The following is a 21,731-nucleotide window of genomic DNA, read 5'->3' as shown; positions in this document are numbered from 1 at the left end:
ACATTCTCCCCTGAAACCGCTAATGTCTGGCCATTTATTGCGAGTTAATTGGGCCATTTATTCATTTGCCCCGAGGCCAGTGCAAAATGCAGTTTAAACGGCGGCGGCCGATTTCGCTATTCTTCAGAAAAATAGCACGGGCGGACGCATGAAAACGATTTTTTGGTGTGTTTTCAATGCGCGGCCATCACGCAAAACACTAATTGGAGACGTGCATGACGATCGATTCGGACCTTCTTGAGTATTACAGCCGCGTCGCGGAAGCCTTCCCGCCGCTCGGCCCCGACGCGGATGCATCCGCCGTGCGTCAGCGCTTCAAGGCGGTCGCGCAGGCCTATTCGGGCGAGCGCAACGACGCCATCGCCGTCGAGGACATTGACGTTTCTTTACAAAGCCGCACGATTGCCGCGCGCATTTATCGGCCGAAGGCGGCGAGCGGACCGCTGCCGTTGCTCGTTTACTTTCACGGCGGCGGCTGGGTGGTGGGCGACATCGAGACGCACGACGGCCTCGCCGCGCGGCTCGCGCTCGATGCGCAGTGTGCCGTCGCGAGCGTCGATTACCGGCTCGCGCCGGAGAATCCGTTTCCCGCTCCGTGCGACGACGCATTGGACGCGCTTCTGTGGCTGGCCGAACATCGCTCGCGGCTTGGCTTCGCGACGGACAGGCTGGGCGTCGGTGGCGACAGCGCGGGCGCGCATCTGGCGGTCGTCGCGGCGCGCGGCGCGAACCAGCGCGTGGCGGGCCTCGTCAACATGCAACTGCTGCTGTATCCGGTGATGCGACGCCAGTTCGACAGCCCGAGTTGTCTTGCGAATGCCAATGGACCGGGCCTGACCAACGACGAAATGCGCTGGTACTGGACGCAGTTCCTGTCCGGCGCCGCGCCCGACGAGCACGACGTGCGCGCGTTCCCGCTCGCCGAGCCGTACGAGCGGACGCCCGCGCGCGCCTTGATCGTCGCGGCCGCCTACGATCCGCTCTACGACGACGCCTACGAGCTTCAGCGTTTCCTCGAAGCCAACGGCGGACGCGTCGAGATGATCGACGCGACGAACATGACGCATGGCTTCGGCCGCCTGCACGCGCAGTCCGGCGCGGCGCGCGACTGGTTGCGGCAAATCGGCGAGCGCGCGGGCGAACTGCTGCGCGCGGATCGCTGACGCGTTACTTCAACCACTTGTCGACGACAGTCTGAAACTCGCCGGTCGAGCGCGCGAGGTGCAGCCACTGATCCACATACTGCTGCCACGCCACGTCCCCGCGCGGCAGCAGATACGCCTTCTCGCCGAACTGGAACGGCTTGTCCGGATGCACTGAGCACAGACCGGGATTCAGCTTCTGCTGAAGCAGCGTCTCGGAGGCGTCCGTGACCATGACGTCGGCGCGGCCGTCGAGTATCTGCTTGAAGATCGTCACGTTGTCCGGATACTCGATCAGCTGCGAATGCGAGAAGTATTGCTTCGCGAATCGTTCGTTGGTGCCGCCCGGATTGACGATCGTGCGCACGTTTGGTTGGTCGATCTGCGCGACGGTCTGATACTTGTCGACGTCGCCGCAACGCACGATCGGCGTCTTGCCGTCTTCCATGTACGGCGCGGTGAAGAACGCGCGCTTCTGCCGCTCGAGCGTCGTCGACACACCGCCGACCGCGATATCGCACTTCGCGACAAAGTCGTTCATCAGATTCGACCAGGACGTCTTGACGTAATCGGCTTTCGCGCCGAGCGACTTCGCGAGACTGTCCGCGAGATCGATGTCGATGCCTTCGAACTGACCGTCCGGCCGCAAGAACGAGTACGGCTTGTAGTCGCCGGTCGTGCAGACGCGCAGCGTGTGGCGCGCGAGCACTTCGTCGAGCCGCGAGGCGTACGCGGGCGCGGCCTGCACGACGCTGCCGCCCTGAACGGTCTGGGCGTCCGCGACGCTCGATGCGAGAAGCGGCCAAGTCAGCGCGCAGGCGGCAAGACTGAAGGACATGCGTTTCATCGATGCTCCTGGTTCTAGTTGTGATGGGCCGCGACGACGCCGCGGCCATCGATGATAACGAGCGTCCGTGCGTCTGCAAATCATCTCGAAAAGCTCGCGACGCGCGCCGATTTGCCGCCGCGCTGCTGCGAAACCGGGCAGCCGGTCCGGTAGAATGGACGATTCTTCAGGCTTCGGCATCGAGCGACGTGGCACACACTCTTCTCAACGACACCTTTTTGCGTGCGCTGCTGCGCCAGCCGACCGAATACACGCCGATCTGGCTGATGCGTCAGGCCGGCCGTTATCTGCCCGAATACAACGCCACGCGCTCGCGCGCCGGCAGTTTCCTCGGGCTCGCGAAGAATCCGGATTTCGCCACCGAAGTCACGCTGCAACCGCTCGAACGCTATCCGCTCGACGCCGCGATTCTCTTCTCCGACATCCTCACCGTCCCGGACGCGATGGGCCTCGGCCTCAATTTCGTGCAGGGCGAAGGTCCGCGTTTCGAACGCACGGTGCGCACGGAAGACGACGTGAAGCGTCTCTCGGTGCCGGACATCGACGCGACGCTGCGCTATGTCACCGACGCCGTGAGCCAGATCCGCCGCGCGCTCACCGACGCGCAAGGCCGCCAGAAGGTGCCGCTCATCGGTTTTTCCGGCAGCCCGTGGACGCTCGCGTGCTACATGGTCGAAGGCGGCGGCTCGGACGATCACCGGACCGTGAAGGCGATGGCTTACGCGCGGCCCGACCTCATGCACCGGATTCTCGACATCAATGCGCAGGCCGTGACCGCGTATCTGAACGCGCAGATCGAGGCGGGCGCGCAAGCGGTCATGATTTTCGATACGTGGGGCGGGGCGCTTGCCGACGGCGCGTATCAACGCTTTTCGCTCGACTACATTTCCAAGGTCGTCGCGGGTCTGAAGCGCGAACACGACGGGGCGCGCGTTCCGGTCATCACGTTCACGAAGGGCGGCGGGCTGTGGCTCGACGAGATCGCCGCCACGGGCGTGGATGCGGTCGGCCTGGACTGGACGGTGAACCTGGGCGCGGCGCGTGAGCGCGTGGGCGGTCGCGTTGCGCTACAAGGCAATATTGATCCGGCCGTTCTCTTTGCCCCGCCAGAAGCCATTCGCGCCGAAGCGCGCGGCGTCCTGGACAGCTTCGGGAATTTTCCGGGCCACGTGTTCAATCTGGGACACGGCATCTCGCAGTTCACGCCGCCGGAGCACGTCGCGGAACTGGTCGACGAAGTGCATCAGTACAGTCGGGACATGCGCGCGCGCGGCGTGCCCCGTTAATCCGCGATGCTGCACTGCAGCGAACGTCGACAACTGCGGTAGCCGGCGCGTGCGGCCCTGCAATCGCAATCGCCCGCCGTTCGCGGACTCCCCGGATGTCAAGGTGGACTTATGCACATTTTGTTCGTTGCGTCGCGCCATCAGACATATCGGCGGGCGCAGGCCATAAAACCCGGCTATGCTTCCTGCAACTCATTGATTATAAACAACTTATAAGAGTCTTGTCCGATATGTGGACAAACGCACATAAGGGATCCGTGACATTGTTTGCGGCGGCCCGAACGGCACTTCTCAACAAAGTTATCCACAGGCCTGTGGAAAGCAGCGGAAAACGAGAAAAAACCGGCCACTTCTCGGCGACTTTGACACTCCACTTTAAGTTCGAGCGGCCTCGCCTTACGCGGCCGTCGCACGGCCGCAGGGCCGCCTCTCGCGGGCGCTTCGCACAATGACGGACGTGTTCGTGCGAGTCGCCGTCGATCAGCCCATGCCCGTGCTGTTCGACTACCGCTACTCGCTGGAAGGCGAACCGGCCGTCGGGGCGCTCGTCGAGGTACCGTTCGGCCGGCGCGACGTCGTCGGGCTGATCTGCGAGGTGACGTCCGAGACCGACGTGCCGCCCAACAAACTGCGCGACGTGACGCGCATTTGCCGCGAATGCCCGCCGCTGTCATCGCAGTGGATCGCGCTCGCGCATTTCGCGGCGGAATATTATCAGCGCGGACTGGGCGAAGTGGCGCTGCCGGCGCTTCCGCAAGCCTTGCGCGACGCGTCGCGCTGGGATCGGCTGCTCGCGGTCGAGGAGCGCTTCCGGCTGCTGCCCGCTGGTCGCAATGCGCTTCCGGACGCGCTGCCCATTCGCGCCCACGCGCTGCGCCGTCTGGCTGCGGTGCTCGCGGAACATGAGTCGTTGACCGTACCCGACGCCCGCGCGCTGCATCCGAAGGCGTCCGCGACTTTCGACGACTGGCTCGCGCGCGGCTGGATCGAACGCGCCGCGCCAGGCGAAGCGACACGGCCCGACGCGCCGTCATCGCCGACCGGCGGGGCGTCGCTCCCGCAACTCACCGACGAACAACGCGAAGCCGTCGATGCCATCGCGGGCGCGCAGGGCTTCGCGCCGTTCCTGCTGCATGGCGTCACCGGCAGCGGCAAGACCGAGGTCTATCTCCACGCGCTGGCCGCGTTGCTCGCGGCGCGGCCGGACGCGCAGGCGCTCGTCCTCGTTCCGGAAATCAATCTCACGCCACAGTTCGAAGCGGCTTTTCGCCAGCGATTCGCCGCGCTCGCGCCGGATTCCATCGTCACGATGCACAGCGGTCTCGCTGAAGGCGAGCGCGCGCGCAATTGGCTCGCGGCTCACACCGGCAGCGCGCGAATCGTGCTCGGCACGCGGCTCGCCATTCTCGCGTCGATGCCGGGCCTGGCGATGATCGTCGTCGACGAGGAACACGATCCCGCCTACAAGCAGCAGGAAGGCTTGCGCTATTCGGCGCGGGATCTGGCGGTGTATCGCGCGAAGCAACTGGAGATTCCGGTGGTGCTCGGGTCCGCGACGCCCTCGCTCGAAACCTGGTGGCAGGCGGAGCAGGGCCGCTACACGCGACTCACGTTGACGCGCCGCGCGGTCACCGACGCCGCACTGCCGACCGTGCGGCTCATCGATCTGGAGGAAGAGCACCGGCGCGGCCGGGCGTCAGTCGAAGGGCTGTCGGGGCCGCTCATCGCGGCGCTTAAATCGCGGCTGGAGCGCGGCGAGCAGAGCCTCGTCTTTCTGAACCGACGCGGCTACGCGCCGATCCTCTCGTGCGATGCCTGCGGCTGGGTCGCGGGCTGCCCGCGTTGCAGCGCCTATGCGGTGCTGCATAAGCCGGAGCGCGCGCTGCGCTGCCACCACTGCGGCTGGGAATCGCGCATTCCGAAGTCGTGCCCGGATTGCGGCAATATCGATATCGCGCCGATGGGCCGTGGCACGCAACGCGTCGAGGAAACGCTGGCGAGCGTGGTGCCGGGCGCGCGCGTGCTGCGCATCGACGCCGACAGCACGCGGCGCAAAGGCAGCGCGCAGGCGCTGTTTTCGGACGTCCACGCGGGCGAGGTCGATATTCTCGTCGGCACGCAGATGATCGCGAAAGGACACGATTTCCGGCGCGTCACGCTCGTCGGCGTGCTGAATGCGGACACGGCGCTCTTCTCGCACGACTTCCGCGCGAGCGAACGGCTCTTCGCGCAACTGACGCAGGTCAGCGGCCGCGCGGGCCGCGCCGGGCTGCCCGGCGAAGTGCTGATCCAGACGCGCTATCCGCGCCACGCGCTTTACCTCGCTTTGTCGCGACAAGACTACGTCGGATTCGCGAACGCCACGCTCGCCGAGCGACGGGACGCGCGCCTGCCGCCCTTCGTCTATCAGGCGATGCTTCGCGCCGAAGGCCGCACGCTCGAAGCCGCGATCGCGTTTCTCGAAGACGCCGCCGCCGCGTTCGCGCCGTTGCCCGGCGCGGACCGCGTAACCGTCTACGATCCCGTGCCGCTCACCATCGTCAAGGTGTTCAACGTGCACCGCGCGCAACTGCTGCTGGAAAGCGGCTCGCGCGCCGCGCTGCAAACGGCGCTGCGAGCGTGGCAGCCGGTGCTGCGCTCGCTCAAAGGCGTGCTGCGCTGGAACGTGGAAGTCGACCCGCTCGACGTGTAAAACGCGGCGGGCCGATCGCCGCTCGTCAGACTTTCGCGCGCGATGCCTCCGCGCCGCCGCGAACCGGCGTCGCCTCGTCGCGCGTATCGTCGACATGATGCGTGCGCGACGACGCCCCGCGCACGAACAGCACCATGCAAAGCGCGAACATCGCCCAAACCCCGACCACCACCATCCACGTGCTCATGTTGTCGTTCCCCGTAGCTGCTTTTGTAGCGCCGGACGGCGCGCATCGCTTTATATCGGCAGCGGGGACGCATTTACTTAGGGGTTGTCCCAAAAAAGAGTGGGTTAGGGAAACTACTAGGCTATTTCCGCCACCGGACAAGCATCTGAAAAACCACGGAGAAGCCCGCCCCGCAAGGGTTTCGACGCGGTGCAACCCTCTCGAAAATGCCGGTTGCACCTTTTATATCAGCGGAGTACGATTCGCCAACTTTTAGGTCCCTGGCCGGGTAAGCGCGACCGGCAAACGAAGGAAATATGGCGAGCACAACCCTTGGCGTGAAAGTCGACGATTTGCTGCGGTCCCGGCTGAAAGACGCCGCCACGCGACTGGAACGCACCCCACACTGGCTGATCAAGCAGGCGATCTTCGCGTATCTGGAGCGGATCGAGCACGGCCAGCTTCCGCCGGAACTCTCGGGCGTGAACGGCACGTCGGAGATGAGCGACGCCGCGACTGTCGAAGGCGACGAAGACGGCGCGCCGCACCCGTTCCTCGAATTCGCGCAGAACGTGCAACCGCAGTCCGTGCTGCGCGCGGCGATCACGGCGGCGTATCGCCGTCCGGAGCCGGAGTGCGTGCCGTTTCTGATCGGTCAGGCGCGACTGCCGGCCACCGTCGCCGCCGACACCGAAAAGCTCGCGACAAAGCTCGTCGAAACGCTGCGCGCGAAAAGCAAGGGCGGCGGCGTCGAAGGTTTGATTCACGAATTCTCGCTGTCGAGTCAGGAAGGCGTGGCGCTGATGTGCCTCGCCGAAGCGCTCCTGCGCATTCCCGACCGCGCGACGCGCGACGCGCTGATCCGCGACAAGATCAGCAAGGGCGACTGGCGCTCGCACATGGGCCAGGCGCCGTCGTTGTTCGTCAACGCCGCGACGTGGGGCTTGATGATTACCGGCAAGCTCGTGACGACGAACAGCGAAGCGGGTTTGTCGTCGGCGCTCACGCGCATGATCGGCAAGGGCGGCGAGCCGCTGATCCGCAAGGGCGTCGATATGGCGATGCGTCTGATGGGCGAGCAGTTCGTCACCGGCGAGACCATCTCCGAGGCGCTCGCGAACAGCCGCAAGTTCGAAGCGCGCGGTTTCCGCTACTCCTACGACATGCTCGGCGAAGCCGCGACGACGGAAGAAGACGCGCAGCGTTACTACGCGTCGTACGAGCAGGCCATTCACGCGATCGGCAAGGCGGCCGGCGGGCGCGGCATCTACGAAGGCCCGGGCATTTCGATCAAGCTGTCGGCGCTGCATCCGCGCTACTCGCGCTCGCAGCAAGAGCGCACGATGAGCGAACTGCTGCCGCGCGTGCGCGCGCTGGCGCAACTCGCGCGGCGCTATGACATCGGCCTGAACATCGACGCCGAAGAAGCCGACCGTCTCGAACTCTCGCTCGACTTGCTCGAAGCGCTGTGCTTCGATCCGGAACTGGCGGGCTGGAACGGCATCGGCTTCGTGGTGCAGGCGTATCAGAAGCGCTGCCCGTTCGTGATCGACTATCTGGTGGATCTCGCGCGCCGCAGCCGTCACCGTTTGATGATTCGTCTCGTGAAAGGCGCGTACTGGGATACCGAAATCAAGCGCGCGCAAGTGGACGGCCTCGAAGGCTATCCGGTCTACACGCGCAAGATTTATACGGACATCTCGTATCTCGCGTGCGCGAAGAAGCTGCTCGGCGCGCCGGATGCCGTCTATCCGCAATTCGCCACGCACAACGCGTACACGCTGTCGGCCATCTATCACCTCGCGGGACAGAACTACTATCCCGGCCAGTACGAGTTCCAGTGCCTGCACGGCATGGGCGAGCCGCTGTACGAGGAAGTCACCGGCCGCGACAAGCTGAACCGTCCGTGCCGCGTGTATGCGCCGGTCGGCACGCACGAAACGCTGCTCGCGTATCTCGTTCGCCGTCTTTTGGAGAACGGCGCGAACACGTCGTTCGTGAACCGCATCGCGGATGAATCGGTTCCGGTGAAGGATCTCGTGCGCGATCCGATCGACGAAGCGCAAGCCATCACGCCGCTCGGCGCGCCGCACGCGAAGATTCCGCTGCCGCGCCAGCTCTACGGCAACGAGCGCCTCAATTCGATGGGCCTCGATTTGTCGAACGAGCATCGGCTGGCGTCGCTGTCGTCGGCGCTGCTCGCGAGCGCGAATCATCCGTGGCAGGCCGTGCCGATGCTCGAACGCGATGATCCGCAAAACGGCGTCGCACGCGAGATTCGCAATCCGGCGGATCACCGCGATGTGGTCGGCACTGTGGTCGAAGCGTCGTCGCAACAGGTGAGCGCCGCGCTCGCGAACGCCGTGGCCGCCGCGCCGATCTGGCAGGCGACGCCCGTCGAAGACCGCGCCGATTGCCTCTCGCGCGCCGCCGACCTGCTCGAAGCGCAGATGCATACGCTGATGGGCCTCGTCGTGCGCGAAGCGGGCAAGTCGCTGCCGAACGCCATCGCGGAGATTCGCGAAGCCGTCGATTTCCTGCGCTACTACGCGTCGCAGATTCGCGCGGAGTTTTCGAACGACACGCATCGCCCGCTCGGTCCGGTGGTGTGCATCAGCCCGTGGAATTTCCCGCTGGCCATTTTCATGGGTCAGGTCGCGGCCGCGCTCGCGGCGGGCAATCCGGTGCTCGCGAAACCTGCCGAGCAGACGCCGCTGATCGCCGCGCAAGCCGTGCGTATTCTGCGCGAAGCCGGCGTGCCGGCGGGCGCGGTGCAACTGCTGCCGGGCGATGGCGAAACCGTCGGCGCGGCTCTGGTCGCCGATGCCCGCACGCGTGCGGTCATGTTCACCGGCTCGACCGAAGTCGCGCGCCTCATCAACAAGACGCTGTCGGAACGCCTCGATTCCGATGGCCGCCCGATCCCGCTCATCGCTGAAACCGGCGGCCAGAACGCGATGATCGTCGATTCGTCGGCGCTCGCGGAACAAGTCGTCGCGGACGTGATGCAGTCTTCGTTCGATTCGGCCGGTCAACGCTGCTCGGCGCTGCGCGTTCTCTGTCTGCAGGACGATGTCGCGGACCGCACGCTCGACATGCTGACCGGCGCGATGAAACAACTCGCCGTGGGCAATCCAGATCGCCTGTCGGTGGATGTCGGTCCCGTGATCGACGCCGACGCGAAGCGCAGCATCGACGCGCATATCGCGGCGATGCGCGAGAAGGGCCGCAAGGTCGTGCAGCAGCCGCTGCCCGACGCGTGCGCCCAAGGCACCTTCGTGCCGCCGACGCTGATCGAGCTGGAAAGCATCGACGAGCTGAAGCGCGAAGTGTTCGGGCCGGTGCTGCATGTGGTGCGTTACCGCCGTGCGTCTCTTGATAAACTCCTCGACCAAATTCGCTCGACGGGGTACGGACTCACGCTCGGCATCCATACGCGCATCGACGAAACCATCGCGCATGTCATTCAGCGCGCGCACGTGGGCAACATCTACGTGAACCGCAACGTGATCGGCGCAGTGGTCGGCGTGCAGCCGTTCGGCGGTGAAGGTTTGTCGGGCACGGGTCCGAAGGCGGGCGGTGCGCTGTACTTGCAGCGTCTGTTGGCCAAGCGCCCGACCGGCTTGCCGAAGTCGCTCGCGAGCACGCTGGTCGTCGACGAAACGCCGTCCGCCAATACGCCCGCCGCGGCGCTTACCGCGTTGCGCGACTGGGCCATCGGCGAACGCGATCCGCAGACGGCCGCGCGTTGCGACGGCTATCTGCAACACGTGCTGGCGGGCGCGACGGCGGTGCTGTCCGGTCCGACGGGCGAGCGCAACACGTACACGTTGAGCGCGCGCGGGACGGTGTTCTGCGTGGCATCGACGGCGAGCGGCGCGCGCGCGCAATTCGCCGCGGTGCTGGCGACGGGCAACAAGGCGCTCTTCGCGGGATCGGCGGGCGAGCAACTGGTGGCATCGCTGCCGCCCGCGCTGAAGGCGCATGCGTCGGTGAGCAAGGATCCGGCAGCCGGCTACGATGCCGTGCTGTTCGAAGGCGACAGTGACGAACTGCTGTCGCTGGTGAAGGAAGTCGCTAAGCGCCCGGGGCCGATCGTATCGGTGCAGGGCGTCGCGGCGGGCACGTTCGCCGACGCTGGCCACGACGGCGAAGACTACGCGCTCGAACGTCTGCTGACGGAACGCTCGGTGAGCGTGAACACGGCGGCGGCGGGCGGTAACGCGAATTTGATGACGATCGGTTGAGACTTGCGGCGCCCGGTTCAGACAAATTCAAAACAAACGGCAGCAGGCACGGCGATCCCGGCAAAAAGCTGCCATCCACACTGGTATTAGGAGAAGCTATGAAGCACACGATGACCAAGCTGGCAGCCGCCATGACGCTCGCCGGCCTGTCGTTCGCGGGGACCGCATTCGCACAGCAGGCAGACGACGTGAAGGTCGGCTTCGCCGGCCCGATGACGGGCGCGCAAGCCCACTACGGCAAGGACTTCCAGAACGGCATCACGCTCGCGGTCGAGGAATTCAACGCGACGAAGCCGGTGATCGGCGGCAAGCCGGTTCGCATCGTGCTGGATTCGGCGGACGACCAGGCCGACCCGCGCACGGGCACGACCGTCGCGCAGAAGCTCGTGGACGATGGCATCAAGGGCATGCTTGGCCACTTCAACTCGGGCACGACCATTCCGGCATCGCGCATTTACGCGAACGCCGGCATCCCCGAAATCGCGATGGCCACCGCGCCGGAATACACGACGCAGGGGTTCAAGACCGCTTTCCGCATGATGACGTCCGACACGCAGCAAGGCTCGGTCGCGGGTGAGTTCGCGGTGAAGAACCTGAAGGTCAAGAAGATCGCCATCGTCGATGACCGCACGGCTTATGGCCAGGGTCTTGCCGACCAGTTCGAGAAGGCGGCGAAGGCGGCGGGCGGCACGATCGTCGATCGCGAATTCACGAACGACAAGGCTGTCGACTTCAAGGCGATTCTGACCAAGATCAAGTCGATGAATCCGGACCTCGTGTACTACGGCGGCGCGGATTCGCAGGCTGCCCCGATGGTCAAGCAGATGAAGACGCTCGGCTTCCGCGCGCCGCTGATGGCGGGCGAAATGGTGAAGACCGACACGTTCATCAAGATCGCGGGCGAGTCGGCGGAAGGCACGGTGGCATCGCTCGCGGGCCTGCCGATGAATGAAATGCCGGGTGGCGCGGCGTACGAAGCGAAGTACAAGAAGCGCTTCAACGAAGACGTGCAGACGTACTCGCCGTACGCGTACGACGGCGCGATGGCCATGTTCACCGCGATGAAGGCGGCCAACTCGACGGACCCGGCGAAGTACCTGCCGGTGCTCGCGAAGACCGACATGCAAGGCGTGACGACGAACCACCTCGCGTACGACGCGAAGGGCGATCTGAAGAACGGCGGGATTACGCTGTATAAGGTCGTCGGCGGGAAGTGGACGACGTTGCAGAGCGTGGGCGGGAAGTAAGCGCTGTAAGTAGCTCAGGCTTCACTTGGACGGCCCGGCGCGCGCAAGCGCGGCGGGCCGTTTGCCATAGATAGCGCGAATTGCCGTCCTGGATTCGATCGCGTCGCCGACGGCGCATCAGGCAAACGCCGGCGAACAAGAATACGAGCGCACTGCCTACCGCGCTTTCAAGTGCCGTCGCCAACGCTCGACCACCGCACTCATCGCCGCAGGGTGTGTTCGAATCCGGCAGCACGAGATACAAGCTGGTTATACCGGCGACGAGCGCGCCAAAGACCAACAGTCCGGCATAAAGAAGCGCGCGCTTCAATTTAGTTCCCAGAAAAGAATCGTCTTCGCCTGCGGGAGGTCCGCCTTCCGTATTAGCTTTAGAAGTATCATCAGCCGTCTTACCTCGACTCTTCCCCAAGAGCCGGTGCAATGCCCGACGCTTGGGGCAGCCAAGAAGGCGATCTCACTTCCTCCCCTGCTCCCGCACCTGCTCCAACGTCGCCCCGGGCGTGCTCTGATCCTGCGGAATACGAATCTCGATAACCGCCGGCAGCCCCGAACTCACCGCGCGCTCGAACGCCGGCATGAACTGCTCAGTCGCCTCGACACGCTCCCCGTGCGCCCCAAACGCCCGCGCATACGCGACAAAATCCGGGTTCGTCAGCCCGGTACCATGCACGCGATGCGGATAATGCCGCTCCTGATGCATGCGGATCGTGCCGTACTGCGCGTTGTTCACCACCACGAAAATTACCGCCAGTCCATACTGCATGGCCGTCGCGATTTCATGGCTCGCCATCATGAAGCAGCCGTCGCCCGCAAAGGCAATCACCGTGCGCTCCGGATACAGCGACTTCGCCGCGATTGCAGCCGGCACGCCGTAGCCCATCGCGCCGCTCGTCGGAGCGACCTGCGAGCGGAAGTGCCGGTACGCGTAATGCCGATGCAACCACGTCGCGTAATTGCCCGCGCCGTTCGTGAGAATCGCGTCGGCGGGCAAGCGCTCCGAGAGCGTGCGCATGATTTCGCCGAGCTGTACGTCGCCGAGCATCGGGCGCGGCTTGCGCCAGTCGACATACGCGGCGTGCGCGGCGTCGGCGCTTCCGGCCCAGGTAATCTCGGCAGGCGGTTCCAATGAAGCCAGCAGCGACGCAATCTCCGGCATCCCCGAAACGATCGGCAGATCCGCGCTATACACGCGCCCCAGTTCCTCCGCGCCCTGATGAACGTGGATGAGCGTCTGCTTCGTCTTCGGGATGTCGAGCAGCGTGTAGCCGCCCGTCGTCGATTCGCCCATGCGCGGGCCGAGCACGAAGAGCACGTCGGCGTCGCGCACGCGGGCGGCCAGCGCCGGATTGATGCCAAGGCCGACATCGCCCGCGTAGTTCGGATGCTCGTTGTTCAGCGTGTCCTGGAAGCGGAACGCGCAGCCCGCCGGCAGTTGCCATCGCTCGATGAAGCGGGCGAAATCCTGCGTCGCCGCTTCGGTCCAGCCGCTGCCGCCCGCAATCACGAACGGCTTCTTCGCATTCGCCAGCAGATCGCGTAGCCGCTCCATCTGCGCGGGCGCGGGCGACGCCGCGACGCGCTGGTAATGCGGCGCGGGCGGCACGGCTTCGCACGCTTCGGTGAGCATGTCCTCGGGCAGCGCGAGCACGACCGGCCCGGGCCGCCCCGCCATCGCCACATGAAACGCGTGACTCATGTATTCCGGCACGCGGCGCGGATCGTCGATCTGCGCGACCCACTTCGCCATTTGCCCGAACATGCGGCGATAGTCGATTTCCTGAAACGCCTCGCGATCCATATGGTCGCGCGCGCATTGGCCGATGAGCAGGATCATCGGCGTCGAGTCCTGATACGCGGTGTGCACGCCGATAGACGCGTGCGTCGCGCCCGGCCCGCGCGTCACGATGGCGACGCCCGGCCGCCCGGTCAGCTTGCCGACGGCTTCGGCCATGTTCGCCGCGCCCGCCTCGTGGCGGCAGACGATGGTCTGGATCTGCGCGGTCTCGTCGTGCAGTGAATCGAGGACGGCGAGAAAGCTCTCGCCCGGCACGCAAAAGACGCGCTCGACGCCGTGGTGCACGAGCGCATCCACGACAAGACGCGCGCCGGTGGTCTGACGGGAAAGAGCGGAGGAAGCGTCGGAGGTCATGCGGTCAAGTCTCCTGTTGTGTTCCGGCCGAAGCCGGGCATTGCGCGTTGAGCCCTAGAGCTTACGCCGCCGCGCGGCCCGTTGTCCGCTAACAAGCGGAATACAAGCGGAATCTTTTCCCGGCTCGGCGCCGCGGGATCGTCCGGGCGTCGTCCATCAGTCGAAATACCCCTGTTTCCCACCCTTTATCCCGCGATAGGCCGAAGGGCATCTTCGCAATAATGGCTTCACTGAAAAGCGGGCGCCCCAAAACATCCGGCAGCGCCCGCCTCGCAAAGATCGCAGTCTCATACCTCATCGGGGGCAAGTTTGAACATTCGTAAATTCATTGGCGCGAACAGCCGCGACGCTCTGCGCCAGGTTCGTGAAGCGCTCGGCCCCGATGCCGTCGTGTTGTCGAATCGCACGCTGGACGACGGTTCGGTCGAGATCGTGGGCGTGGCGGATCGCGACATCGCATCCATTTCGCCGGCCGCGCACGAACAGGCGCCGGCCGCATTCCCGAGCGCCACGCCGCGCTCCGCGCTCGCGCAAGCCGCAGCCGCCGTGGCCGCGAAGCAACCGGCCGCCGCGAATCCGTACGCGAGCGGCGACGTGTTCTCGTCGGTTTTCGGCGCGAATCCGGAAGTCCATGCAGATGACCTCGATCACCACGACGCCCCGCGCGACGCCTTTGCCGACGAAGCACCGCGCACGATGGCCGAGTCGAACCCGTGGCTGATCGAGCACGCGCGACGCATCGCCGAGCAGGCCGCAACGCCGTCGAATCGTCCGCTTTCGGCATCCGCTGCGATCGCGCGAGGTCTCGGCGTGCCGGTGCCGCCGAAGGCATCCGCGCCGAAAGCCGCCGACCAGCGTGCCGAGAAGCGCGCCGACAAGCCCGAGCCGAGCAACTACGCGCTGCGCGAGTCCGCGCAGCCGAAGATCGACACGCCCGACTGGGCGCGCGAAGCCGCGCAAGTCGCCGCGCGCCGCGCCGCCCACAAGATCAACGCGGGCGCGCCGCAAGCGGAAGCCTCGCCCGACAGCGCGCTCGAAGGTCTGCCCGCGAACGCGGCCGCCGTCGTGACCGACGCGATTCGCGCGCGCATGGAGCAAGTCGTCAACGAAACGGTGATGCACGAGCTCTCGTCGATGCGCGAGATGATGGAAGAGCACTTCTCCGGTCTCCTGTGGGGCGAGCGCCAGCGCCGCAGCCCGGGCAATGCCGGCCTGACCAAGCGCCTGTTCGCGGCCGGTTTCTCCGCGCAGCTCGTGCGCATGGTCGTGGACAACATGCCCGAGATGGAAAGCGCCGAGCACGCGATGGAATGGGTGCAGCAGGTGCTCGAATCGAACCTGCCGGTGATGGCGAGCGAAGACGCGCTGATGGAACGCGGCGGCGTGTTCGCGCTGATGGGCCCGACGGGCGTCGGCAAGACCACGACCACGGCCAAGCTCGCCGCGCGCTGCGTGATGCGCTTCGGCGCGAGCAAGGTCGCGCTGCTCACGACCGACAGCTACCGCATCGGCGCGCACGAGCAACTGCGCATCTTCGGCAAGATTCTGGGCGTCTCGGTCCACGCGGTGAAAGACGCCGCGGACCTGCAACTCGCGCTCTCTGAACTGCGCAACAAGCACATCGTGCTGATCGACACCATCGGCATGAGCCAGCGCGATCGCATGGTGTCCGACCAGATTTCGATGCTCTGCGGCGCGGGTCATCCGGTGCAGCGCCTGTTGCTGCTCAACGCGACGAGCCACGGCGACACGCTCAACGAAGTGGTGCAGGCCTACAAGAGCGCGGCCGACCAGCCGCCGCTCGCGGGCTGCATCCTGACCAAGCTCGACGAAGCGACCAATCTCGGCGGCGTGCTCGATACCGTCATCCGCTACAAGCTGCCGGTGCATTACGTCTCGACCGGGCAGAAGGTGCCGGAGAACCTGTACGTCGCGACCAAGCGTTTTCTGATCAAGAGCGCGTTCTGCATTCCGCGCGAAGGCTCGCCCTTCGTGCCGCAGGACGACGAGGTGCCGGCACTGCTCTCCGCATTGTCCGCGCGCGCCACCACCGAACTGCATGAGGTCCGCTTTGGATAAGTTCGTGCTCGACCAGGCCGAAGGTCTGAGAAGGCTCCTCACGCGTGGCGGTACGCGCGTGGTCGCGGTGGCGGGCGGGCCGGCGGGCATCGGCTGCACGTCGGCGGTCGTGAATCTGGGCGCGGCGCTGTCCGTGCATGGCAAGGACGTGCTCGTGATCGACGAGCGGGCGAACGCGGCATCCGCTGCGCGCCTCGCCGGAACGTCGGGCGCAGGAGCGCTCGCCGCGGTGATGTCCGGCCGCGAAGCGCTTCAGGACGCGGTGACGCGCACGCCGTTCGGCTTCTCGCTGCTCGCCGCGCCACGCGACGAACGCATCAGCCACGACGCCGCGCAGTGCCGCGCGCTGCTCGACGGTCAGGCGGACATCGTTCTGATCGACGCGCAGCTCGATCGATACGGCGCGCTCTCGTCGCTCGCGGCGCAGGCGCATGACTTTCTCATCGTGACGCGGGTGGCCGCGTCCGCGATCACCGAGGCGTACGCGTGCATCAAGCGTCTGCACTACGCCCATGCGATCGGCCAGTTCCGCGTGCTCGTGAATCACGTGCAGAACCCGGCCGACGCGGCGGTCGCGTTCGCCAACCTGTCGGGCGTCGCGAGCCGGTATCTGGCCGTGTCGCTCGTGCAGGCAGGGTATGTGTCCGAGGATGCGCGCGTCACTCGGGCGAAGGAGCTCTCGCGCTGCGTGGTGGAAGCGTTCCCGGCGACAGCCGCGGCGCGCGACTACCGGCAGATCGCGGCGGAGCTTCTGCATTGGCCGATGCGGCCCGCGCCGTCTGAGCGCGAGACGCAGGTCCGGAATGACGCGCGGTTTTCGGTTGGCGAGGCTGACAAGGGCGGACGGGAGACGGGGCGCATGGCGTCGATGTTTTCCAGTCATGCATTGACCAGTACGGCGTCGATGTGATCAAGATTAAGGTGACTCAGATGTACAACGCCCAAGGCAAACTCTCTCAGTCGGACGTCCTGACTAAATATGCGCCGCTCGTTCGTCGGCTCGGACTTCAGCTCGTCGCCAAAATGCCGGCGAGCGTCGATCTCGACGACCTGATTCAGGCCGGCATGATCGGTCTTCTGGATGCGGCGAGCCGCTACAAGGAAGATCAGGGCGCGCAGTTCGAAACCTACGCGAGCCAGCGCATTCGCGGCGCCATGCTCGACGAGCTGCGTGCGAACGACTGGCTGCCGCGCAGCATGCGCAAGACGTCGCGCGAAGTGGAATCGGCGGTGCACAAGGTCGAGCAGAACCTCGGCCGCGCCGCGAGCGAAGTGGAAATCGCCGAGCACATGAAGATGCCGCTCGACGAATATCAGTCGATGCTGCAAGACCTGCACGGCAGCCAGCTGATCTACTACGAAGACTTCGATCGCTCCGCCGACGACGAGCCGTTCCTCGACCGTTATTGCGTCGATCGTTCGGACCCGCTGTCCGCGCTGCTCGACGACAGCCTGCGCGGCGCGTTGATCGAAGCCATCGACAAGCTGCCGGAACGCGAAAAGCTGCTGATGAGCCTCTACTACGAACGCGGCCTGAACCTGCGCGAAATCGGCGCGGTGATGGAAGTGAGCGAATCGCGCGTGTGTCAGCTGCACAGCCAGGCGGTCGCCCGTTTGCGCGCGAAGCTGCGCGAGCAGTCGTGGACGAGCGTCGAGGCGTAATGCGCTAGCCGGCTTCGAAGTCTCGCGCTTCGGCGAACACCGTTTTGCCGATGCCGAGACTTTTCGCGCGATACATCGCGCGGTCGGCGGCGCGCAGCACGGCGTGGATGTCGGCGTGGCGAGCGTCGGCGGCGCTCGACAGCATGCACGCGCCGATGCTCGCCGAGACCGAAACCGGCCGGCCATCCACCGACGTGATCGAAGCGAGCGCCGTGTGAATGCCCTCGGTGATCGCGAGGACGGCCGTGCGGCTCTGCGCCTGAAGCGCGAGCACCACGAACTCGTCGCCGCCCAGGCGCGCCACGGTGTCGCTATTAGACATGCGGCGGGCGAGCACGTTGGCGAACTGCTGCAATAGCAGGTCGCCGACTGCGTGACCGTAGGTATCGTTGACTTCCTTGAAGCCGTCGAGGTCGATCAGAAGCAGAACGGTGTCCTGCGTGGCGTCGGACATCGTGCGATTGACGATGTGTTCCAGCGCGTAGCGGTTCGCGAGACCCGTGAGCGGATCGGTCGATGCCTGACGCGCGAGATCGCGATTGGCGTTGCCGAGACGATCGACGAGCACGGTCAGATACACCGATGCCGCCAGCACGCTCAACGCGAGCCCGAGCGAGGCGGACAGGTTAGCGTTCCACCACGGCTGCCAGAGCGCGAGCGCGCCGATCACGGTCATCGCGGTGGCGCAGGAAACGGCGAGCGTGCGCTTGCCGTAACGGCAGCCCGAGCCGATCAGAAACCAGAAGACCACCCACAAGAGCGGCAGCGCGGTTTCGCCGCCTGCGGCGAGCGCGGCGCCGACGAGCGCCTGATCGGCGATGGTCGTGACCACGAGCCGCTTCTTCGATGGCGACGCCATCCGGCTGACGATCAGCAGCGTGACCGCGCCGTACACCACATAGAGCCCGACGATTTGCGCGACCAGCGACGCATCGCGCGAAGGGTTAAGCCACGCGTAGCAAGTATAGGCAAGCAGCACCGCGGCGCCGAGCACGACGCGCAGCGTGGCTTGCTCGCGTTCGGGATGCCGAAGCGCCGCCCATGCAAACGCATGAGGCCAGCGTGGCGGGTGGTGGGCCTGCTGCATGTGAACCCCTCGATTTTTTCTTGTTCGTTCGGCGCGTTTGTCATGGGCGCGGTCGGCCGTAGGGTTAACGGCAAAGCGTTGCGTTGCTTGAGCTTCGTGGGGATGACGACGAAGCGACAGATGTGAGACTTGCCGCGCCCGGCTGGGATCGAACCAGCAAACCTTTGTCTTTCACTATGCCGTTGTAGAGCCTGCAATCAAGGGCCTTCGTGTACGCCGAGCAGCGGTGAATCAGCATGGCCGATGCAGCCGGTGGCTGAAACGAAACGAGCCAATTGGGCGAAGGTATTGATCGGGCGCGTCCGAGTTGCTTGGAGCCCACGCGGAAGCCAGCGCCGTGGAGCCTAACCGAAACCTCGTGTGTGGTGCGCAGCGGCGCGAGCGGATTGCGCAACTCATGCGCGAGCATGGCAAGGAATTCGTCCATGCCGTCATCCACGAGGCTTCACCACCCAGTTCGTCGGAAGCGGCACAGCCGTTATTTCGACGCGGCGATTCTTTGAGGCATGAACTGACGGCCAAGGAGCCTTGTTATGCCACGCAAACGTTAGAAAGAAACAACGAGCGAATCGGGCGAAGGACTGAGCCCCGACCCCGAGTTGATCCAGCGACTGGTGGCCGCAACGCTTGACCGCGCGAATGAGAGAGCAACTGGCCGCGCAAATGAAGACGATTTCCGAGCGCGCGCTAGGCGGCGAGCAGACGCGCACCTCGGCTACGAGACGGGCTACGCGAAGACGGCGCGCACCTCGACAGCACGAGCCACGAGCGCTTCACGACAGACGACGACTTTCTCGACATCGAGATTCCGCGCGACCGCGAAGGGAACTTCCATCCGGTGCTCATTGCAAAGGGCGAGCCACGCTTTGGCGGCTTCGACGGCAAGATCATCGCCACGTAGCGCGGGAGATCCGCGATTTCCTGCTGGCGATGCACGGCATCGAAGTAACTGCGGACTTCGTCAGCACGGTAACCGGCAGGGCGATCGACGAGGTGCGCGACGGTCAACAGAGACCGCCCGAGCCGATGTATCCCGTGGGCGTTCCTCGCGCTGCGGGACAAGATCCGCGACGAAGGCGTAGTCCGCAACAAGGCGATCTACGTAGCGCTGGGCGTGGGCCGCGACGGCCCGCGTGGCGGGCCGAGGCTCTGGGTGAAACAAACCGAAAGCGCGAAGTTCTGGCCACGCGCGGTCAATGACCTGAAGCCGCGCGGTGTGCAGAACATCGTGCATGATCCACGACGCCTTCGCGCCCGGCTGCCTACCCCGCCACAGCTTCGGTGGCCGCGACGTGTGCCGCCCACATGCCATGCAGCGCGTCTTCCAGATGCTTCGCGAAGCGGGGAGCGTCGCACAGCGGCGAAGCGACGAGTTGCGCGCGCAGGCCGCTGCGGAGCGCTTGCAGTTGCGACGCATCGGCGGCGAACTGCGTGGCTTTGGCGACATAGTCGTCTTCGCTTTGTGCGATCCAGTTGGACAGACCGGCCGCATGCAGCATGCTTTCGCCGATGTGCGACAGAAACCGCTCGCCGCGCAGGCACAGGACAGGCACGCCCATGAACAGGCCGTCCGCCGTCGTCGTGCGGCCCGGATACGAGAACGGGCTCAACGCGATGTCCACCCGACGATACGCGGCCAGATACTCGGCACGCGGCGAACGGTCCTCCAGGATCAGACGCGATGCATCGACGCCGTGTGCAGCGAAACGCGCGACGATCGACTCGCGGGCGTGATCCAGATCGAGATTCTGCGCCTTGATGAACAGACGCGAATGCGCGACGGCATGCAGCACGCGCGACCACAGCGTCACTGTCTGATCCGAAATCTTGGCGAGCTTGCCGAAATAGCCGAACGTCACATGTCCGTTGTCGAGCATCGGCAGGTGGCCCGCGTCCGACTGCTCGGCAGGCGGCGTGAAGCACAAATAGCTGTCAGGCATCCGCCACGCGCGCTCGGTGAAGTGGTGAGCCTCGCTCTCCGGCAACACGTAACGGTCGCCGAGCATGTAGTCGATCGCGCGCACACCCGTACTTGCGAAGTAACCGGGCCAGCTGACCTGCACGGGCGCGGGCTTGCGCGCAAACACGGGCAGGCGGTTGAACTGCGTATGACCCGATGCATCGATCAGCACGTCGATGCGATCGTCGCGGATGCGCGCGGCGGCGGCATCGTCCGTCATACCGGCGAGGCTCGTCCACGTCGCAAAGTGCGGCCGGCTGCGCAGCGTCAGCGCATCTTCGACATCGCGCGTCGCATACGCGTGCAACTCCACTCGCGCTGCATCGACATGATTCACGACGCTTTCGAGCAGGTAGCCGACGGCGTGCTCCTTCAGATCGCCCGACACAATGCCGACGCGCAACGCTCGGCCCGTCGCCGGCGTCGCTTCGACGAGCCAGTCACGGTACGGCGTCACGCCCTGCGTGATGGCTTCGTCGAAACCTTTGGCTTCCTCCAGGTACGCGGCGGGCGTCACTTCGCTGTAGTAATTCGACGCGAACAACCGGTTGCTGCGCGGCGCCGGCAACTCCGGACGCAACGCAATGGCCGTGCTGTACGACTCGATGGCGGCATCCAGTTCGTCGAGCTCCATCATTGTCGTGGCAAGGCTGTTATAGGCTTGCGCGTGATCAGGTTTCAGCGACACGACCTTGACGAACGAATCGACAGCGCCGCTCAGGTCGTGCATCGCGCGCTGCGCAATCCCGAGGTTGTTGTACGCGTCGATATAGTCGGGCTGCTGCGCGATCGCCTGGCGGAAGCACTCGACGGCAGCAGCGGGCCGGTTGTCCGCCTGCATGACGTTGCCGAGGTTGTAATAGAACCCGGCCGCCGGTCGAACCGCGATGGCGGCCATGATCAGCTCGGAGGCTGTCGCGTATTGGCCGAAGGCGTGAGCAACGAGGCCCAGCAGATGCAGCGCTTCGGGGTGGTTCGGATCTGTCGCGAGGATCTCGCGATACAGCGTCTCCGCTTCGTCGAGCCGATCGGCCTGATGGCATTCGACGGCGCGCGCGAGCAGCGCTTCGACAGCGGGATTCGTCGTCGCGGGCTTCGCGGCAGCGGCCACATTGGCTTCCGGCGTCCGCCGACGGGCCGCCGCGCGCGCGTGCATCTTTTCGTTCG

At 65.5% G+C, this 21,731-nt stretch carries 14 protein-coding genes and 2 pseudogenes; 10 read left to right on the top strand and 6 right to left on the bottom strand.

The window, feature by feature from the left end:
• Nucleotides 1-215 precede the first annotated feature (215 nt).
• A complete protein-coding gene (locus JYK05_RS13065; protein ID WP_206467250.1) occupies nucleotides 216-1,163 on the top strand; it encodes an alpha/beta hydrolase in 948 nt (315 codons plus the stop codon).
• 4 nt (nucleotides 1,164-1,167) lie between these two features.
• Here the strand turns inward: JYK05_RS13065 and JYK05_RS13060 are convergent, their stop codons facing one another.
• Nucleotides 1,168-1,989 (bottom strand): transporter substrate-binding domain-containing protein, encoded by an 822-nt coding sequence (locus JYK05_RS13060; protein ID WP_206467249.1) that lies wholly within the window; start codon nucleotides 1,987-1,989, stop codon nucleotides 1,168-1,170.
• Nucleotides 1,990-2,177: 188 nt separating this feature from the next.
• Between JYK05_RS13060 and hemE the strand changes: the two genes are divergently transcribed.
• The gene (hemE, locus tag JYK05_RS13055; RefSeq protein ID WP_175938643.1) at nucleotides 2,178-3,275 is read left to right on the top strand and encodes a uroporphyrinogen decarboxylase; all 1,098 of its coding nucleotides are present in this window, start codon (nucleotides 2,178-2,180) and stop codon (nucleotides 3,273-3,275) included.
• 448 nt (nucleotides 3,276-3,723) lie between these two features.
• Nucleotides 3,724-5,967, top strand: a complete 2,244-nt coding sequence (locus JYK05_RS13050; protein WP_206467248.1) for a primosomal protein N' — start codon at nucleotides 3,724-3,726, stop codon at nucleotides 5,965-5,967.
• 25 nt (nucleotides 5,968-5,992) lie between these two features.
• On the opposite strand, the gene JYK05_RS13045 is transcribed toward JYK05_RS13050, so the two are convergent.
• Nucleotides 5,993-6,154, bottom strand: coding sequence for a hypothetical protein (locus JYK05_RS13045; RefSeq protein ID WP_175938639.1), 162 nt, complete (start codon nucleotides 6,152-6,154; stop codon nucleotides 5,993-5,995).
• Between the two features lie 296 nt (nucleotides 6,155-6,450).
• Here JYK05_RS13045 and putA point away from each other — a divergent pair, with 296 nt between their 5' ends.
• Complete coding sequence (gene putA, locus JYK05_RS13040) at nucleotides 6,451-10,380, top strand: trifunctional transcriptional regulator/proline dehydrogenase/L-glutamate gamma-semialdehyde dehydrogenase (protein WP_206467247.1); 3,930 nt, start codon at nucleotides 6,451-6,453, stop codon at nucleotides 10,378-10,380.
• Nucleotides 10,381-10,478: 98 nt separating this feature from the next.
• On the top strand, nucleotides 10,479-11,627 hold the full coding sequence (locus JYK05_RS13035; RefSeq protein ID WP_206467246.1) for a branched-chain amino acid ABC transporter substrate-binding protein: 1,149 nt from the start codon (nucleotides 10,479-10,481) through the stop codon (nucleotides 11,625-11,627).
• Nucleotides 11,628-12,081: 454 nt separating this feature from the next.
• Here the strand turns inward: JYK05_RS13035 and JYK05_RS13030 are convergent, their stop codons facing one another.
• Entirely contained in the window at nucleotides 12,082-13,776 is a 1,695-nt protein-coding gene (locus JYK05_RS13030; RefSeq protein WP_206467245.1) for a thiamine pyrophosphate-binding protein, read from the bottom strand.
• 309 nt (nucleotides 13,777-14,085) lie between these two features.
• On the opposite strand from JYK05_RS13030, the gene flhF reads away from it, so the two are divergent.
• The 3 genes from flhF to JYK05_RS13015 are packed head-to-tail and all read left to right on the top strand — an operon-like array spanning nucleotide 14,086 to nucleotide 17,517.
• A complete protein-coding gene (gene flhF, locus JYK05_RS13025) occupies nucleotides 14,086-15,855 on the top strand; it encodes a flagellar biosynthesis protein FlhF (protein WP_175938631.1) in 1,770 nt (589 codons plus the stop codon).
• Nucleotides 15,848-16,765, top strand: coding sequence for a MinD/ParA family protein (locus JYK05_RS13020; RefSeq protein WP_206468291.1), 918 nt, complete (start codon nucleotides 15,848-15,850; stop codon nucleotides 16,763-16,765). The genes flhF and JYK05_RS13020 overlap by 8 nt, the downstream gene beginning before the upstream one ends.
• A 20-nt stretch (nucleotides 16,766-16,785) precedes the next feature.
• The gene (locus tag JYK05_RS13015; protein WP_175938629.1) at nucleotides 16,786-17,517 is read left to right on the top strand and encodes an RNA polymerase sigma factor FliA; all 732 of its coding nucleotides are present in this window, start codon (nucleotides 16,786-16,788) and stop codon (nucleotides 17,515-17,517) included.
• Nucleotides 17,518-17,521: 4 nt separating this feature from the next.
• Here JYK05_RS13015 and JYK05_RS13010 read toward each other — a convergent pair whose 3' ends face one another.
• Both JYK05_RS13010 and JYK05_RS26670 read right to left on the bottom strand, forming a co-directional pair.
• Nucleotides 17,522-18,604, bottom strand: a complete 1,083-nt coding sequence (locus JYK05_RS13010) for a diguanylate cyclase (protein WP_206467244.1) — start codon at nucleotides 18,602-18,604, stop codon at nucleotides 17,522-17,524.
• Nucleotides 18,605-18,941: 337 nt separating this feature from the next.
• Nucleotides 18,942-19,028 (bottom strand): annotated as a pseudogene (locus JYK05_RS26670) (histidine kinase dimerization/phospho-acceptor domain-containing protein); the annotation flags it as partial.
• A gap of 375 nt (nucleotides 19,029-19,403) precedes the next feature.
• On the opposite strand from JYK05_RS26670, the gene JYK05_RS26665 reads away from it, so the two are divergent.
• Nucleotides 19,404-19,505: a hypothetical protein gene (locus JYK05_RS26665; protein WP_371826424.1), complete on the top strand. Its 102-nt coding sequence runs from the start codon at nucleotides 19,404-19,406 to the stop codon at nucleotides 19,503-19,505.
• Between the two features lie 129 nt (nucleotides 19,506-19,634).
• Nucleotides 19,635-19,772, top strand: a pseudogene (locus JYK05_RS26660) (transposase); the annotation flags it as partial.
• 94 nt (nucleotides 19,773-19,866) lie between these two features.
• Here the strand turns inward: JYK05_RS26660 and JYK05_RS13000 are convergent.
• A complete protein-coding gene (locus JYK05_RS13000) occupies nucleotides 19,867-21,720 on the bottom strand; it encodes a tetratricopeptide repeat protein (RefSeq protein ID WP_241269911.1) in 1,854 nt (617 codons plus the stop codon).
• Between the last annotated feature and the right edge of the window lie 11 nt (nucleotides 21,721-21,731).

Origin of the sequence: Caballeronia sp. M1242 (assembly GCF_017220215.1) — a bacterium.
Lineage (GTDB): Bacteria > Pseudomonadota > Gammaproteobacteria > Burkholderiales > Burkholderiaceae > Caballeronia.
This window is presented reverse-complemented; position numbering and strand designations above follow the sequence as displayed.

Excerpts from the sequence above, each read along its gene's own strand:
- JYK05_RS13000 (WP_241269911.1), bottom strand. The coding sequence starts at position 21,720 with ATGCACGCGCGCGCGGCGGCCCGTCGGCGGACGCCGGAAGCCAATGTG.
- JYK05_RS13035 (WP_206467246.1), top strand. The coding sequence starts at position 10,479 with ATGAAGCACACGATGACCAAGCTGGCAGCCGCCATGACGCTCGCCGGC.
- JYK05_RS13030 (WP_206467245.1), bottom strand. The coding sequence starts at position 13,776 with ATGACCTCCGACGCTTCCTCCGCTCTTTCCCGTCAGACCACCGGCGCG.
- putA (WP_206467247.1), top strand. The coding sequence starts at position 6,451 with ATGGCGAGCACAACCCTTGGCGTGAAAGTCGACGATTTGCTGCGGTCC.
- JYK05_RS13045 (WP_175938639.1), bottom strand. The coding sequence starts at position 6,154 with ATGAGCACGTGGATGGTGGTGGTCGGGGTTTGGGCGATGTTCGCGCTT.
- JYK05_RS13060 (WP_206467249.1), bottom strand. The coding sequence starts at position 1,989 with ATGAAACGCATGTCCTTCAGTCTTGCCGCCTGCGCGCTGACTTGGCCG.
- JYK05_RS13065 (WP_206467250.1), top strand. The coding sequence starts at position 216 with ATGACGATCGATTCGGACCTTCTTGAGTATTACAGCCGCGTCGCGGAA.
- JYK05_RS13015 (WP_175938629.1), top strand. The coding sequence starts at position 16,786 with ATGTACAACGCCCAAGGCAAACTCTCTCAGTCGGACGTCCTGACTAAA.
- JYK05_RS13050 (WP_206467248.1), top strand. The coding sequence starts at position 3,724 with ATGACGGACGTGTTCGTGCGAGTCGCCGTCGATCAGCCCATGCCCGTG.
- JYK05_RS13010 (WP_206467244.1), bottom strand. The coding sequence starts at position 18,604 with ATGCAGCAGGCCCACCACCCGCCACGCTGGCCTCATGCGTTTGCATGG.